At 59.7% G+C, this 15,892-nt stretch carries 11 protein-coding genes; 9 read left to right on the plus strand and 2 right to left on the minus strand.

Annotated features, from left to right (window positions below; translation table 11 throughout):
* Positions 1-204 precede the first annotated feature (204 nt).
* From VF672_RS15895 to VF672_RS15925, 7 genes are all read left to right on the plus strand, one after another.
* The gene (locus VF672_RS15895; protein WP_331105518.1) at positions 205-1,806 is read left to right on the plus strand and encodes an ABC transporter substrate-binding protein; all 1,602 of its coding nucleotides are present in this window, start codon (positions 205-207) and stop codon (positions 1,804-1,806) included.
* A gap of 159 nt (positions 1,807-1,965) precedes the next feature.
* Positions 1,966-3,345 (plus strand): OprD family porin, encoded by a 1,380-nt coding sequence (locus VF672_RS15900; protein WP_331105519.1) that lies wholly within the window; start codon positions 1,966-1,968, stop codon positions 3,343-3,345.
* A 96-nt stretch (positions 3,346-3,441) separates the two neighbouring features.
* Positions 3,442-5,049 (plus strand): ABC transporter substrate-binding protein, encoded by a 1,608-nt coding sequence (locus tag VF672_RS15905; protein ID WP_331105520.1) that lies wholly within the window; start codon positions 3,442-3,444, stop codon positions 5,047-5,049.
* Positions 5,050-5,125: 76 nt separating this feature from the next.
* Positions 5,126-6,136, plus strand: coding sequence for an ABC transporter permease subunit (locus VF672_RS15910; RefSeq protein WP_065990182.1), 1,011 nt, complete (start codon positions 5,126-5,128; stop codon positions 6,134-6,136).
* An 11-nt stretch (positions 6,137-6,147) separates the two neighbouring features.
* Complete coding sequence (locus tag VF672_RS15915) at positions 6,148-7,059, plus strand: ABC transporter permease subunit (protein ID WP_331105521.1); 912 nt, start codon at positions 6,148-6,150, stop codon at positions 7,057-7,059.
* Between the two features lie 10 nt (positions 7,060-7,069).
* Complete coding sequence (locus VF672_RS15920; RefSeq protein ID WP_331105522.1) at positions 7,070-8,038, plus strand: ABC transporter ATP-binding protein; 969 nt, start codon at positions 7,070-7,072, stop codon at positions 8,036-8,038.
* Positions 8,038-9,012, plus strand: coding sequence for a peptide ABC transporter ATP-binding protein (locus VF672_RS15925; RefSeq protein WP_331105523.1), 975 nt, complete (start codon positions 8,038-8,040; stop codon positions 9,010-9,012). Before VF672_RS15920 ends, VF672_RS15925 begins: the two co-directional genes overlap by 1 nt.
* 81 nt (positions 9,013-9,093) lie before the next feature.
* On the opposite strand, the gene VF672_RS15930 is transcribed toward VF672_RS15925, so the two are convergent.
* Together VF672_RS15930 and VF672_RS15935 are read right to left on the minus strand one after the other, a co-directional pair.
* The gene (locus VF672_RS15930; RefSeq protein ID WP_331105559.1) at positions 9,094-11,643 is read right to left on the minus strand and encodes a sulfite reductase flavoprotein subunit alpha; all 2,550 of its coding nucleotides are present in this window, start codon (positions 11,641-11,643) and stop codon (positions 9,094-9,096) included.
* 266 nt (positions 11,644-11,909) lie between these two features.
* Positions 11,910-14,162 (minus strand): TonB-dependent siderophore receptor, encoded by a 2,253-nt coding sequence (locus tag VF672_RS15935; protein WP_331105524.1) that lies wholly within the window; start codon positions 14,160-14,162, stop codon positions 11,910-11,912.
* A gap of 195 nt (positions 14,163-14,357) precedes the next feature.
* Between VF672_RS15935 and VF672_RS15940 the strand changes: the two genes are divergently transcribed.
* On the plus strand, positions 14,358-15,038 hold the full coding sequence (locus VF672_RS15940) for a Fe2+-dependent dioxygenase (protein ID WP_331105525.1): 681 nt from the start codon (positions 14,358-14,360) through the stop codon (positions 15,036-15,038).
* Between the two features lie 3 nt (positions 15,039-15,041).
* The gene (locus VF672_RS15945) at positions 15,042-15,848 is read left to right on the plus strand and encodes a tetratricopeptide repeat protein (RefSeq protein ID WP_331105526.1); all 807 of its coding nucleotides are present in this window, start codon (positions 15,042-15,044) and stop codon (positions 15,846-15,848) included.
* The last annotated feature ends 44 nt before the right edge of the window (positions 15,849-15,892 follow it).

Here is a 15,892-nt window from a genome sequence, read left to right on the forward strand (position 1 = left end):
GCACTTTTCCTACAGACTTTGAAGCACGCGTAACTATGGACTGTGCGGCGTCAGAGACATACCTTCTGACATGCCGCAACTGCAGTCCGTTGTTATCTTGAACAGTGGGCTGTATCCGGGCGTTGACTTTCCATTTGCGCAAACGATTGCCATGGAATTCGCGAGCATTTGTATTTAATCGCGCCCCTCACGATAAGGAATATCATGCGTTCAAATATCGTTATGCCATCACTTATAACTGCCGGCCTCCTGGCCCTGACGCCTGTGACTCAAGCCGCCAGCAACAGCCTGGTCTTTTGCTCGGAAGGCAGCCCGGCCGGGTTTGATATCGGCCAGTACACCTCCGGCACTGACAACGATGCCGCCGAGCCGATCTACAACCGTCTTGCCGAGTTCGAACGCGGCGAAACCAGCGTGGTGCCTGCTCTGGCGACAAGCTGGGACATTTCCCCTGACAACCTGACCTACACGTTCCACCTGCGTGAAGGCGTCAAATTCCACAGCAACAAGACCTTCACACCCACGCGTGATTTCAATGCGGACGACGTACTGTTTACGTTCAACCGCATGCTGCACAAGGACCATCCTTTCCGCGTTGCTTATCCGACGGAGTTCCCGTTCTTCACCAGCATGGGCCTGGACAAGAACATCAAGTCGGTTGAAAAGACCGACCCGATGACCGTCGTATTCACACTCAACAAAGTTGACGCGGCATTCATCCAGAATGTGGCGATGAACTTCGCGTCCATCCTGTCCGCTGAATATGCGGACCAACTGATGGCCTCGGGTGATGTGCGCGATATTAATCAGGCGCCCATTGGCACCGGTCCGTTTGTGTTCCAGCGATATCAAAAGGATTCGCAGATTCGCTACGTCAAAAACAAAGCGTTCTGGGACCCAAGTCGGGTCAAGATTGATCAGTTGATCTTCGCCATCAATACAGATGCTTCGGTGAGAATTCAAAAACTCAAGAAGGACGAGTGTCAGGTAACACTCAATCCGCGTCCGGCGGACGTGGAATCGATCAAGGCAGACAAAGACCTGCAGGTTATCGAAAAGCCTGGCTTCAACCTGGGTTACATCGCCTACAACGTACGCCACGCCCCATTGGACAACTTGCAGGTCCGCCAGGCGCTGGACATGGCGGTGGATAAAAAGGCGATTATCGCCGCGGTGTACCAGGGCGCCGGACAACTGGCGCAGAACTCCATGCCGCCTACGCAGTGGTCCTATGACGACACAGTCAAGGACGCCCCCTATAACCCGGACAAAGCCCGCGAGTTGCTGCGCGCCGCCGGGGTCAAGGAAGGCACCGAGCTGACCCTGTGGGCCATGCCGGTCCAGCGCCCTTACAACCCCAACGCCAAGCTGATGGCCCAAATGCTTCAGGCCGACTGGGCCAAGGTCGGCATCAAGGCGACCATCGTCAGCTACGAATGGGGCGAGTACCTCAAGCGCAGCAAGAACGGCGAGCATGACATTTCGCTGATTGGCTGGACCGGTGACAACGGTGACCCGGACAACTGGATGGGCACGCTGTACAGCTGCGCCTCCATTGGCGGCAACAACTACTCGATGTGGTGCGACGAGAAATACGACGCACTGGTCAAGGCCGCCGTCTCGAACACCAACAAGGACCAGCGCATCGCGCTGTACAAACAGGCTCAGCATTACCTGAAAGAGCAAGTGCCCATTACGCCGATTGCCCACTCGACGGTGATCCAGCCGCTGCGTAAGGAAGTGCAAGGTTTCCGGGTGAGCCCGTTCAATCGCAACAACTTCTCGGGCGTCAGCATCGCCGACTAATTCAAAAACATGCCTTTGGGGCGCAACTGCGCCCTTTGGCATCGCTTTATCCGCGTTTAGACGGATAGGCAAATAAATGGCCCATGAGGCCGCACCACCGAGCGGGCTACACCATAAAAAGCCCGCCTCTAAAAAAGCAGTAATCGGGAGCTTCAAAACGTGAAAAAAGCCAGCACCGCTGTATTCGCCTTATCCGTACTCGCCATAAGCGTCGCGGCCCAGGCAGAGCCCACCAGTCAGGAATTCGTTCCGACCACACTGGCTACAAGCAACGCCCAGGGCGAAGCGAAGGGATTCCTGGAAGACTCCAAACTGACCGGTTCGACCAAGAACTGGTATGCCAACGAGCTGTTGCGCCGTGGCGGCGAGTTCCGCCGCAGCGAGAACGGCGTTGTGGTCGACAGCGATCCGCGCCGGATCAACTGGGTTCAGGGCACCATCGTCGACTACAGCTCGGGCTTTACCCAGGGCACCGTCGGTTTCGCGACGCAGTTGGCGATCTACAACGCCGTTGCGCTGGACCGTGACAAAGACGACCTGATGGGCGGCGCCAACCGTACGCTGACCGAAAACAACGGCGACCCTGTCGGGCAGTGGAGCAAGATGGGCCTGGGCAACATCAAGGCGCGCATCTCCAACACCACACTGACCGCCGGCCGCCAGTCGATGAACACCCCGGTGCTGGCTTACATCGGCAACCGTGCGCTGCCTTCGAGCTTCGAAGGTGTGAGCATCCTGAGCGAAGAGTTCAACAACATCTCGTTCCAGGCCGGCAGCTTTGATCGCGTGTCCCCACGTAGCGAGCAGAGCCTGACCAAGTTCCGTTCCGAGTACACCAACAACACCGCCACCGCCGACCGTGTCGACATGGCGGGCGTGGATTACAAACCGTTCAAAAGCCTGACCACCAGCTTCTACGCCTCCAACGTCGAGGACTTCTGGCACCAGTACTACTTCGCGTTCACCCACGAACTGGGTGATGCCGATGTACTGGGCCTGAGCACCAACCTGAACTACTACAAGACCAAGGATTCCGGTCAGAAGAAGATGGGTGAGATCGACAACGACACCTACAGCCTGTCGTTGACCGCCACTCACAAGGCGCACAGCTTCAGCGTCGCGTACCAGGAAGTCGAAGGCGACACCTACTTCGACTACGTCCACGACACCAACGCCATCTTCCTCGCCAACTCCCTGCTCTCGGACTTCAACGGCCCGAACGAGAAGTCGGTTCAACTGAGCTACCTGCTGAACATGGCCGACTACGGCGTGCCAGGCCTGAAGTTCAACATCTACCAGGCTCGCGGTTTCGACATCGACGGCACGCACTACAAAGGCACCGCCTACGACGTCTCGAAAATGGACGGTGAGACTCACTACGAATACGGTGTCGGCTCTTCGTACACGTTGCAGTCCGGCCCGCTGAAGGCTTCGACCATGCGTGCGACTTACACCACCCACCGCGCGAGCGCCAACCAGGCTGATGGCAACATCAACGAGTTCCGTCTGGTGACCACCATCCCGTTCAACATTATGTAATCAGCACCACAAATCGGCCTCGGGCTGCGCTTCTTACCGAACTTAGCGGCCCGATACCGACTCATTTATGGCTTCATCACTTGCGGAGTGCGTTACTTGAAATCGACATTCAAACTCGCCACATTGCGCAACGCGGTCGCACTGGCACTGTTCAGCGTCGCGATCGGCGTTTCGGCCAAGCCTCTGGTGGTCTGCACCGAAGCCAGCCCGGAAGGTTTCGACCCGGCGCTCTACACGACGGCCGTGACCGCCGACGCTTCGGCGGAAACCATCTACAACCGTCTGGTGGACTTCAAGCCGGGCTCGACCGAGATCGTTCCCGCGCTGGCCGATACGTGGGAGATCAGCGATGACGGCCTGACCTACACGTTCCACCTGCGCAAGGGCGTCAAGTTTCACACCACCGAATACTTCAAACCGACCCGCGACATGAATGCCGATGACGTGGTCTGGAGCTTCCAGCGTCAACTGGACCCCAACCACCCGTGGCATAAACAGTCGCAGGTCGGTTACCCCTATTTCGAGAGCATGGGTTTCAAAGAGCTGCTGAAGAACGTTGAGAAGGTCGACGACAGCACCGTCAAGTTCACCCTGACCCGCCGCGAAGCGCCATTCCTGGCCGACGTCGCCATGGCGTTTGCCTCAGTGTACTCGGCGGAATACGCCGATCAGTTGCTCAAGGCCAACAAGACCGAAAACCTCAACAGCCAGCCCATCGGCACCGGTCCGTTCGTCTTCCAGCGCTACGCCAAGGATGCTCAAGTGCGCTTCAAGGCCAACCCGGATTACTTCCGTGGCAAGCCACCCGCTGACACCCTGATCTTCGCCATCGCTACTGACAACAACGTGCGGCTGCAGAAGCTCAAGGCCAATGAGTGTCAGGTTGCGCTGTACCCCAAGCCTGACGATATTCCGAGCATCAAGAAAGACACCAACCTCAAGGTTGATGAGCTGAACGCGATGACCACGGCGTACATCGCGATGAACACCACGCACAAGTACATGAGCGACGTGCGCGTGCGCAAAGCGATTGAAATCGCGTTCGATAAAGAAGCCTACGTCAATGCCCTGTTCGGCAAAGGCAACGCTACTGTCGCAGTCAATCCGTATCCGGACACGCTGCTGGGCTACAACGAAGACCTGAAAAATCCTGCCCATGATTTGGACAAGGCGCGCGCCTTGCTCAAGGAAGCGGGTGTTCCCGAAGGCACCGTATTGACCCTGTTCACGCGCAACGGCGGCGGCCCGACCAACCCGAACCCGATGCTCGGCGCACAAATGATGCAGGCCGATCTGGCCAAAGTCGGCATTAAGTTAGATATACGCGTCATGGAATGGGGCGAAATGCTCAAACGGGCCAAAAACGGCGAACACGACATGGTGTCGGCCGGCTGGGCAGGCGACAATGGCGACCCTGATAACTTCCTGACCCCAAACCTCAGTTGCGAGGCCGCCAAAAACGGCGAAAACTACGCGCGCTGGTGTAATCAGAAGTTCCAGACGTTGATCGATCAGGCACGGGAAAAAACCGACCCGGCCGAACGTGCCGCGCTCTACGAGCAGGCTCAAGTGATCTTCAATCAGGACCTGCCATGGATCAGCATGGCCCACACCAAGATGTTCACTGCCATGCGCAACAACGTAGAGGGCTATCACATCAGCCCTCTCACCACTAATAACTTCGCTACCACCCAAGTGAAGTAGAAGAAGAATCCGGCGGGCTCTATTACCCAGAGACCCGCCGGTACACGCCTAACCGGCTGATGAGGTACACGAGAAGATGTTTAGTTTTATCGCTCGCCGAGTGGGGTTGCTCATACCCACCTTCTTCGGCATCACCTTGCTGACCTTCGCCCTGATTCGCCTGATTCCGGGCGACCCAGTCGAAGTCATGATGGGTGAACGCCGGGTCGATCCGGAAATGCACGCCCAAGCCATGGAACGTCTTGGCCTGAACAAACCCCTTTATGCGCAATACATCGATTACGTCGGCAAGCTCGCCCATGGCGATCTCGGCGAATCGCTGCGTACGCGCACGAGCGTGTGGTCCGAATTCACTTCGCTGTTCCCGGCAACACTGGAACTGTCGATTGCGGCGCTGATCTTCGCAGGCATTCTCGGGCTGCTGGCCGGTGTCATTGCCGCATTGAAGCGAGGGTCCCTTTTCGACCATGGGGTCATGGGTATCTCGCTGGCGGGTTACTCGATGCCGATCTTCTGGTGGGGCCTGATCCTGATCATGTTCTTCTCGGTCTCGCTGGGGTGGACCCCGGTGTCGGGTCGTATTGATCTGCTGTACGACATTCCCCCCAAAACCGGCTTCATGCTGATCGATACCCTGCTCAGCGATGAAGAAGGCTCGTTCATGGACGCCCTGCGTCACCTGATTCTGCCGGCCATCGTGCTGGGTACCATTCCGCTGGCGGTGATCGCCCGGATGACGCGCTCCTCGATGCTTGAAGTGCTGCGTGAAGACTACGTGCGCACGGCACGCGCCAAGGGCCTTTCGCCGGCTCGCGTGGTATTCGTTCACGGCCTGCGCAACGCGCTGATCCCGGTGCTGACCGTGTTCGGTCTGCAAGTGGGCACGCTGCTCGCCGGTGCGGTTCTGACCGAAACGATCTTCTCCTGGCCGGGCATCGGCAAGTGGCTGATCGAAGCCATCGGCGCCCGTGACTACCCTGTCGTGCAGAACGGCATCCTGCTAATTGCCTGCCTGGTGATTCTGGTCAACTTCGTGGTGGACATCCTCTACGGCTTTGCCAATCCACGCATTCGTCACCAGCGCTGAGATCCCTTTTTATGAGCACACCTACTCCCGTAGCAGCAGTCGATCAAAGCCTGCTCTACCCGTCTGTTTACAAAGAGTTCTGGCACCACTTCTCCAAGAACAAAGGCGCTGTGGCCGGCCTTGCGTTCATGCTGGTGATCGTGTTCTGCGCCCTGTTTGCGCCGTGGGTTGCCCCCCATGACCCGAGCGAGCAATACCGCGATTTCCTGCTGACCCCGCCGGTCTGGCTTGAAGGCGGCCAATGGCAATTCCTGCTGGGCACCGACGAACTGGGCCGCGACCTGCTGTCGCGCCTGATTCAAGGCTCGCGCCTTTCGCTGCTGATCGGTTTGTCGTCGGTGGTCATGTCCCTGATTCCGGGCATTTTCATGGGACTGATCGCCGGCTTCTTCCCGAGGGTTCTCGGCCCGACCATCATGCGTCTGATGGACATCATGCTGGCGCTGCCCTCGCTGCTGCTGGCTGTTGCCATCGTCGCGATCCTCGGCCCTGGGCTGATCAACACCGTCATCGCCATCGCCATCGTTTCGCTGCCTTCGTACGTGCGTCTGACCCGTGCAGCGGTCATGGGCGAACTCAACCGTGACTACGTGACTGCCGCGCGTCTGGCCGGCGCCACGCTGCCTCGCCTGATGTTCATCACCGTGTTGCCCAACTGCATGGCGCCGCTGATCGTTCAGGCAACACTGAGCTTCTCTTCGGCGATCCTCGATGCCGCGGCGCTGGGCTTCCTGGGTCTGGGCGTACAACCGCCAACGCCTGAGTGGGGCACCATGCTCGCTTCGGCCCGTGATTACATCGAACGCGCCTGGTGGGTGGTGAGCCTCCCGGGTCTGACCATTTTGCTCAGCGTGCTGGCAATCAACCTGATGGGCGACGGTCTGCGCGATGCGCTGGACCCGAAACTCAAGAACGCCGCCTGAGGAGGTTCGAATGTCACTCTTGGAAATGAAGAATCTAAACGTCCGCTTCGGCGACGCCACCGCTACCCCGGTCGTCGAAGGCCTGGATCTGCGTGTGGAAAAAGGTGAAGTGCTGGCCATCGTCGGCGAGTCGGGCTCGGGTAAATCCGTGACCATGATGGCGCTGATGGGACTGATCGATCACCCTGGCATCGTCACCGCCGACTCGTTGATCTTTGACGGCAAGGACATGCTCAAGCTGAATGCACGCCAGCGTCGGCAAGTGATCGGCAAAGACCTGTCGATGGTCTTTCAGGACCCGATGACCGCCCTGAACCCTAGCTACACCGTCGGCTTCCAGATCAAGGAAGTGCTGCGCCAGCACCTCGGCCTGTCGGGCAAAGCCGGGCATCAACGCGCGCTTGAATTGCTGAAAAAAGTGGAAATTCCGGGCGCTGAACAGCGCATGGACGCCTATCCGCACCAGCTTTCCGGCGGCATGAGCCAACGTGTTGCGATCGCCATGGCGATCGCGGGCGAACCGAAACTGCTGATCGCCGACGAGCCGACCACAGCACTGGACGTCACCATTCAGGCGCAGATCATGGACCTCCTCCTGGCCCTGCAAAAAGAGCAGGACATGGGGCTCGTACTGATCACGCACGACCTTGCAGTCGTCGCCGAAACCGCACAGCGCGTTTGCGTGATGTACGCCGGCCAAGCGGTTGAAGTGGGTCATGTTCCCCAGCTGTTTGTCGCTCCTGCGCATCCTTACAGTGAAGCGCTGCTGGCCGCGATTCCTGAACACAGCATGGGCGCCGAGCGGCTCGCGACGTTGCCCGGCATCGTGCCGGGCCGTTATGACCGCCCTCATGGCTGCCTGCTCTCGCCGCGCTGCCCGTACGTGCAGGAAAACTGCCGTCAGCAGCGTCCAGCGCTGGACCCTAAAGCGCAGAGCCTTGCGCGCTGCTTCTATCCGCGAAATCAGGAGGTCGCATAATGAGCGAAATCGTACTGACCGCTCGTGACCTTCACCGTCACTACGATGTGTCCCGCGGGCTGTTTAAACCACACGCCACCGTGCGCGCACTTAACGGTGTCTCCTTTGAACTGGAAGCTGGCAAGACGCTGGCCGTGGTCGGCGAGTCCGGGTGTGGCAAGTCCACCCTGGCGCGGGCGCTCACGCTGATCGAAGAGCCGTCTTCCGGCTCGCTTAAAATTGCCGGCCAGGAAGTCACCGGTGCGACCAAGGCCCAGCGTAAACAGCTGCGCAAAGACGTTCAGATGGTGTTCCAGAGCCCGTACGCGTCACTCAATCCGCGGCAGAAGGTGGGTGATCAACTGGGCGAGCCGCTGCTGATCAACACTCAGCTGTCCGCCGCAGATCGTCGCGACAAAGTGCAGGCGATGATGAAGCAGGTGGGTCTGCGTCCGGAGCACTATCAGCGCTACCCGCACATGTTCTCCGGCGGTCAGCGTCAGCGTATCGCGCTGGCTCGGGCCATGATGCTGCAGCCCAAGGTACTGGTCGCGGACGAACCGACTTCAGCGCTGGACGTGTCGATTCAGGCACAGGTGCTGAACCTGTTCATGGACATGCAGCAGGAGTTCAATACCGGCTACGTGTTCATCTCCCACAACCTGTCGGTGGTGCGTCATGTCGCTGACACGGTCATGGTGATGTACCTGGGTCGTGCTGCGGAGATGGGGCCAAAGGAATTCATCTACAGCCGCCCCCTGCACCCTTACACCCAGGCATTGCTTTCTGCGACGCCGACGATCCATCCGGATCCGCTGAAGCCGAAGATCAAGATTGTCGGTGAACTCCCTAACCCGCTGAGCCCGCCAAGCGGTTGCGCGTTCCACACGCGCTGCCCTTACGCGACAGAGCGCTGCATTACCGAAGAGCCGATGCTGCGTGACGTCGACCACCGCAAGGTGGCCTGCCACTACGCGGAGCAGTTTGTGGCCTGATGGCCGGTTGAGGGACTGAACGAAGAAAGCCGTTGTGCGTGAGCACAGCGGCTTTTTTTTGGCGTGCGGCGAACAGGCCCGCTAGTACACGTCCCGCCGATAACGCCCTTGCTCGATCAGGGTCTGCACGCGTTCTTCGCCGAGCAAAGCCTTGAGCGCCCCGTCAACGCCCGCCGCCATCCCGTCGAGGCTTCCGCAGACATAGATCACGGCGCCTTCTGCAAGCCACTGATGAAGCTCATCGGCCGCTTCGCGCAGAAGGTCCTGCACGTAAATCTTTTCTGTCTGATCTCGCGAAAACGCCAGGTCCAGGCGAGCTAGGTCGCCGCTCGCCGACCAGCTGTTCAATTCATCAGCGCAGTGGAAGTCGTGGGCCTGATTGCGCTCACCGAACAATAACCAGTTGCGTTGCTCATGGTGCTGGATTCGGGCTTTGAGCAAGCTGCGCAGCCCGGCCAGGCCCGTACCGTTCCCGATCAAGATAATCGGGGACGATTCGCTCGGCAGGTGGAAACTGCTGTTGCGGCGAATCCGCAGGTTGATCGCGGCACCTGGCGATGCGTGCTCGGTCAGCCAACCCGAACCCAAGCCCAGAGTGCCGTCGGGGTGCAGCTCCTGACGCACGATCAATTCCAGCACGCCGTCCTCGGGAATCGACGCGATCGAATACTCGCGCACCGCCAACGGCACCAACGCATCGACCAGTGCCTGCGCATGCAAGCCAACCAGATGGCTGCGATTGAGCGGCAACTGACGCGTGGACAAGGCTTGGCCGAGGGGCTCGCCCAAGCCGTCAACGATGACCTGCGTGTCAGCAGTGATGCCCAATCCGGACAGGAACTGCTGGACCGAGTCTGCCGGGTTGCGCGGCAAAACCTCGACCAGATCGCCGGCCTCCCAACCGGTAGCCGACTCACACGTCAGCCCCAGCAGGAACACTTTCGAACCTGCGCTCCCGGGGTTGAGCCACTGCCGAGCCACCAGTGTCCAGTTCTGATAATCCGGCGCTTGCCAGACGGTCGTGGGCGTGGTGCCCGTCAACTGGCCCAGTTGCTGTTGCCAGTGTTGCAGCGCCGCACCGTCGCCACTGTCTACTTCAACCGGCGCGAACAGCGTGCGTCCGCCCCGCTCCGCCAACCAGCCGTTCAGCCGCTGAGCGAACCCGCAGAACTGTTGGTACTGGCGATCACCCAGCCCAAGCACCGCGTAGTTGAGGTTCTCCAGCGCCAGCGGCCGGCCCAGCACTTTGCGCTCGAAACCACGGGCGCTGTCCGGGGCTTCGCCGTCCCCAAAGGTGCTGACCACGAACAGGGCGTTGCGGCTTTGATGCAGGTCCTGTTCGGTGATCTCCGCCAGGCGCTGCACCTTGACGGGCATGCCGGCGGTTTGCAACTGGCCTGCCGTTTGCCATGCAAGCTGCTCGGCGAACCCGCTTTGACTGGCGAAGCCGATCAACCAGGGCGTGCCCTGCCCGGCTGCCGACATCACCACGTCGCCGCGTGCGCTGCGAATGTCGCGCTTCTTGCGGCGACGGTCCAGATACAGCAGCCAGCCGGTGATAAAAAACAACGGCATCATCAGTGCGGCAACGGTCACGACGATGCGACCCGTGAGGCCAAAATAGCTGCCGGTGTGCAGCGCATAATTGCTGATCAACAGCTGACCGCCGAGGCTCTTGTCTGTGTAGCGCGACACTGCCTTTAGGGCGCCGCTGGCAGGATCCAGGGTGATCTGGTTCAGCGCCCGGGGGTGCGGCGCGGTTTTCAGGAGGTAGAACACAGTGGCCATCTGGCCGGGGGCCGCTGGCATGCGCAGGTTGTACGTTTTCAGGTCCGGGCCTGCGGCAGTCTTGATGGTCTGCCAGATGGCGTCGTAGTCCGGTGCAACAGCCGCCACTGACGAGGCGTCCTGCTGGGCCGCAGCTGGGCGCGGTCCGCCGCCTCGGCGTTGCTCGCCTGCCACAGGCGGGTCGCCGATGAGTTTGGTCACTCCGTTGCTGAACCAGTCGTAGGACCACATCAGCCCGGTGACCGCCAGCAGCAGATAAATGATCAGGCACCAGGTGCCGAACACCGAATGCAGGTCCCAGTTGAAACTGCGTCCCTTCTTCGCCCAGTCCAGGGTGAGCCAGACGCGCCAGTTCAACGGTTTGCGCGGCCAGCGCAAATAGAGGCCGGACAAACAGAAGAAAACCAGGATCAGTGTGCACGCAGCGGTGACCTGCTTGCCGTATTCCCCGGCAGCAAGGAACCGATGCAAATTGAGGATGAACCCGAACACATCCTGGCCGACGGCGTCTTCGGTGAACGCTCCGGTGTAAGGGTTGAAGTTGTGCATTTCGCCCCGACGCTGGCCGGGCGCAGGCTTGAACCAGACTTGGGCGATCCGGTCGCCGTCGACGTCGATGCGGAACATCGCCGCGGTGTCCTTGCCCTGCTCCTCGACCTTGGTGACCATCTCCGCCAGCGAAAGCCGCTGCGCCTGAGGCTGAACGAACAACACGTCAGGGTTGATCGCGTCGAGTATCTCGTCTTCGAAGGAATACAGCGCGCCCGTGACTCCCATCAAGGCAAGGACAAGGCCCGCCGTGATCCCGAAGAACCAGTGAATTTGAAACAGGACTTTCTTCAACACCCTCGACACCTCGTTAACCCGCCACGGCGCGCATTATGCGCAGAAACGGAATGCATTCTCATCTGTGGCTGATTCTTGATGCAAACCCTCCTGGAGGGACCGGGAGTGGGTGTTTCCATTTGCTCAGGCAGACCTTGTTTCAGGCGCTGAGGGTTTCAGCGCCTGTAGCGGCCATTCGCGAGCAAGCTCGCTCCCACGGAATCGGTGGATGTGCCGGTGCTGGCGAGCAAGCTTGGCCCATAGCGTCAGGGCATCACGCTGGATCAGAAGTGGAAGCTGGCACTCATCAGCGCCGTGCGGCCGGCGGCCATGTGGGCGTAGTGTGTGGTGAACACCTGATCGTAATAACGCTTGTCGGTGAGGTTCTGCACATTTAGTTGAAGGTCGACGTTCTTGGTCAGCGCGTACGTGGCCATTGCGTCGTAGCGCCAGTAGGACGGCACTTCCACTGAGTTGGCTTCGTTGCCAAAACGCGAATCGACGAAGGTCGCGCCGCCGCCCACGGTCAGCTTCGGCACCAGCTCGTAAGTGGTCCAGAAGGTGAAGCTGTTGCGCGGTGTGCTCGGCATGTGATTGCCCTCGTCCGCCTTGCTGGTCGCCTTGACGATCTCGCTCTCCATGTAGGTGTAGCCGCCGTAGACTTTCCACTTGCCGGTGATGTTGCCGCTGTAGGTCAGCTCAAGGCCATCGACACGCTGCTCGCCGTCCAGGACCTGAAACGTCGCGTTGTCAGGATCGTTCACCCGGGCGTTGGTCTTCTCCGTGCGGAACAGCGCTGCGGTCAGCGACAGGTTGTCGTCGAAGAAGTCCCACTTGGTGCCCAGTTCGTAGTTGCGGTTCTTTTCCGGGTCGAGGTTGGCATTGTTTGCCGCGATTTCCAGACCGCCATTGCCGCTCGTCTCACCCGACGGGTTGCTGGAGGTCGACCACGCGGCGTAGATGCTGCCATTGGGCAGCGGCTTGTAGGTCACGCCGACCTGGTAATTCCACAGCTGGCTGGTGTTTTCGCGTTTGAAGCTGCCCGCGACCGAGCCACGGCCTCCGGTGCTGTAGCCACTTGAGCGCACGTCGTAATCGTCATAACGCAGACCGAGGTTCAGCGACCATTGCTCGTTGAATTTCAGCGTGTCGAAAACGTAGGCTGCACTGGTTTTGGTGTCGGTATCGGTGTACGCCTGGCTGTCGGTAATGGTGCCGTTCCAGTCGTCCTTCGGCGAAGGATTGGACAGGCTCGTGCAATCGCCAGACGCCAACAGCGCTGCGTTGCACGTTGAGCCAATGGTGCCGCCGCTCGCGGAAAGCACGTTGTAGGCGCGGTTATGGGTGTCCTGATACGAAAATTCGAGGCCGGTCACCATGCTGTGCTCGACGAAGCCGGTATTGAATTTCGCTTGCAGGTCAGTCTGGTTGACGAAGCCGCTGGAGGTGGAGTTGCGGCTCTTGGCAGAGCGTGAAACCAGGCCGTTGGCGACGTTGCCGCGACTGTCGTCCGGGTTGGTGACGATGTAATCCAGCGTCGACCGCGACATGCGGAAGCTGTTGGAGATCGTCAGGTTTTCGTTGAGATCGTGCTCGATGCGGATCGTGCCGCTGTCGTTGACGCTCTTGCGATAGTCGCGGTCGGTCAGGCCGTAGAAATTGTTTTCGTTGACGTGCGCCGGCTTGTCGACCACGTACTTGCTGCGCCCGGTGCTGTTGGTCAGCGGGATGCCGTAGTCGGGCATGTCGTCCGTTGACAGGTGATAGTAATCGACCTTGACCCGCGTATCGGTGCCCAGACCGAACGCGAACGAAGGCGCGACGCCCCAGCGGCTGTTGTCGACATCATTGCGGCCGGCCACGTTGGAGTCATGCTTCATGAGGTTCAGGCGGAAAGCGGACGTGTCAGTCATCTGCTTGTTCACGTCCAGCGTGTAGCGCTGAGTCTGGTCCGAGCCAAAGGTGTAGCCGCCATTGAACGCATCGCCCAGGTGAGCGCCTTTGGTGATGAGGTTCAGACTGCCGCCTGTGGAGCCTGCGCCGGTGAAGGCAGAACCTGGGCCCTTGCTGACCTCGACCGATTCGACGTTGAAAATTTCCCGGCTCTGCGCCGCGACATCGCGCATGCCGTCGATGAAGACGTCACTTTCTGCGTTGAAACCGCGAATGATCGGGCGATCCGCGTTCGGATTACCGCCCTCGCCTGCACCAAAGGTGATGCCGGGGGTCGTGCGCAATGCGTCAGCCAGGCTCGTAGCGGCCGTGTCGCGGATGACTTGCTGCGGTATCACCGTGACGCTTTTCGGTGTTTCGCGAAGCGGGGCAGTGTACTTTTTCGAGGCCGACTCCTCGGTCTTGTAAGCGGTGTCGGCCCGCTCCCCGTCAATATTGGTGGCACCCAGATTCAGCGCGTTGTCCGATCCAGGCTCAGCAGCCTGCGCCATGTGGGCGACTGACATCGCTGCAAGGGCGACGCCGACTGCGCTGGCGATGGATCGCTGGGAATGTGCAATAACGGGTTGTGCGTGGCGCGGCATTTTCCTTCCCCAAGGCATCAGTAAGGCGGCGGAATATAGTTGAGACTGTTTCGCATTCGCACAAAACTTACATTCTTTACACTTTTCCATTACTCAATTTTCACATCGATCCATTCACGCGCGCAGGTGACGTTTTACAGGACCAATAAGAATCACTATCATCCGCCGCTTCATTCTGCTCACAGGTTGCGATTCATGCTCCTACATATCCCCGGTCTTTTTTCCCCCGAGGAAGTGCATCGCATCCGACAGGCCTTGGAAGAAACCCACTGGGCCGACGGCAAGATCACCGCCGGGCATCAGTCGGCCAAAGCCAAGCACAACCTGCAATTACCCGAAGGCCATCCGCTGGCGGTGGAGATCGGCGCGGCCATGCTTGATCGCCTGTGGCAAAACCCGCTGTTCATGTCCGCCGCCCTGCCCCACAAGGTCTTTGCACCGCTGGTGAATTGCTACACCGCCGGTGGCAGTTTCGATTTCCATATCGACAACGCTGTCCGTCAGGCGAAGGGCAGTCCAGAGCGCGTGCGCACGGATCTGTCATCGACGCTGTTCTTCAGCGACCCCGACGACTACGACGGCGGCGAACTGGTGATTCAGGACACCTTCGGGACGCGTCAGGTGAAGTTGCCCGCTGGAGACCTGCTTCTTTATCCGGCGAGCAGCCTGCACAAGGTCAACGCGGTGACACGGGGCGCGCGGTACGCTTCGTTCTTCTGGACCCAAAGTCTGGTGCGGGACGATGGTCACCGCACGCTGCTCTTCGAGATGGACGCGGCCATCCAGCAACTGAGCCGTGACGTGCCGGATCACCCCTCGCTGCTTCAACTCACAGGCACGTATCACAACCTGCTGCGTCAATGGGTCGAGGTCTGATTGATGACGTGGAATCTACGGCGTCATGAAGTGCTCGACGGCGAGCAGTTGCAGGCCATGCTGCACGCTGATCCCTCGAGCGCGGCAAAGGCAATCCTCCTCGCGGCGCAGGAAAACATCCTCGACGCTCAGGCCTTGCTGGGGCAGATCCTGCTCGACGGCAACGGCATCGAGCAGGACCCGGTGCTCGCGCTGACATGGTTCCAGATTGCCGCCCGCAAAGGTCATCCGATGGCACTCAACATGGTCGGTCGTTGCCATGAGCATGGCTGGGGCTGCGAGGCGGACGTCACCAGGGCCGCCGAACACTACCGGCTTGCCGCCGAGTCCGGGCTCGATTGGGGCTTTTATAACTTCGGTAATTTGCTGGCGACGGGCCGCGGTGTGAACAAAGACCAGGCGCGCGCGCTCGCCTGCTATCGCAAGGCAGCGCAGATAGGCCACGCCAAATCCATGAACCTGCTGGGTCGGTATCTGGAAGAAGGGCTGTGCTGCGAACGGGATCTCGCTGCAGCCCACGAGTGGTATCAACGTTCGGCGCAGGCAGGTGATTTTCGTGGGCAATTCAGTCATGCCGCAGTGCTGGCAGATCAGGGGCGCATCGAGGAAGCGGTGTCCTGGCTGAAAACCGCGCTCGCCAACGGCAATCTCAACTTCCTGCGAGTCAGTCGCAACACGCTGTTGCAAGCGGTTCATCCTCAGCTTCGAGCGCTGGCGCTGGATTACCATGAGCGAGCGTCGCAGTTGGGAAATGAGGCAGACGCGGCGCAATACCGTGCACTATTGAGGCTTCATAACCGCCAATTGTAAGATGCATTTTCCAAACACAGTTTCACAAGCAGCCCCCAATCATG

The sequence above is a fragment of the Pseudomonas sp. genome (genome assembly GCF_036387035.1).
Taxonomy (GTDB): domain Bacteria; phylum Pseudomonadota; class Gammaproteobacteria; order Pseudomonadales; family Pseudomonadaceae; genus Aquipseudomonas.

What these genes read in the sequence shown, in the direction of transcription:
- VF672_RS15895 (WP_331105518.1), top strand. Translation starts at nt 205, where the DNA reads ATGCGTTCAAATATCGTTATGCCATCACTTATAACTGCCGGCCTCCTG.
- VF672_RS15925 (WP_331105523.1), top strand. Translation starts at nt 8,038, where the DNA reads ATGAGCGAAATCGTACTGACCGCTCGTGACCTTCACCGTCACTACGAT.
- VF672_RS15945 (WP_331105526.1), top strand. Translation starts at nt 15,042, where the DNA reads ATGACGTGGAATCTACGGCGTCATGAAGTGCTCGACGGCGAGCAGTTG.
- VF672_RS15920 (WP_331105522.1), top strand. Translation starts at nt 7,070, where the DNA reads ATGTCACTCTTGGAAATGAAGAATCTAAACGTCCGCTTCGGCGACGCC.
- VF672_RS15935 (WP_331105524.1), bottom strand. Translation starts at nt 14,162, where the DNA reads ATGCCGCGCCACGCACAACCCGTTATTGCACATTCCCAGCGATCCATC.
- VF672_RS15910 (WP_065990182.1), top strand. Translation starts at nt 5,126, where the DNA reads ATGTTTAGTTTTATCGCTCGCCGAGTGGGGTTGCTCATACCCACCTTC.
- VF672_RS15915 (WP_331105521.1), top strand. Translation starts at nt 6,148, where the DNA reads ATGAGCACACCTACTCCCGTAGCAGCAGTCGATCAAAGCCTGCTCTAC.
- VF672_RS15940 (WP_331105525.1), top strand. Translation starts at nt 14,358, where the DNA reads ATGCTCCTACATATCCCCGGTCTTTTTTCCCCCGAGGAAGTGCATCGC.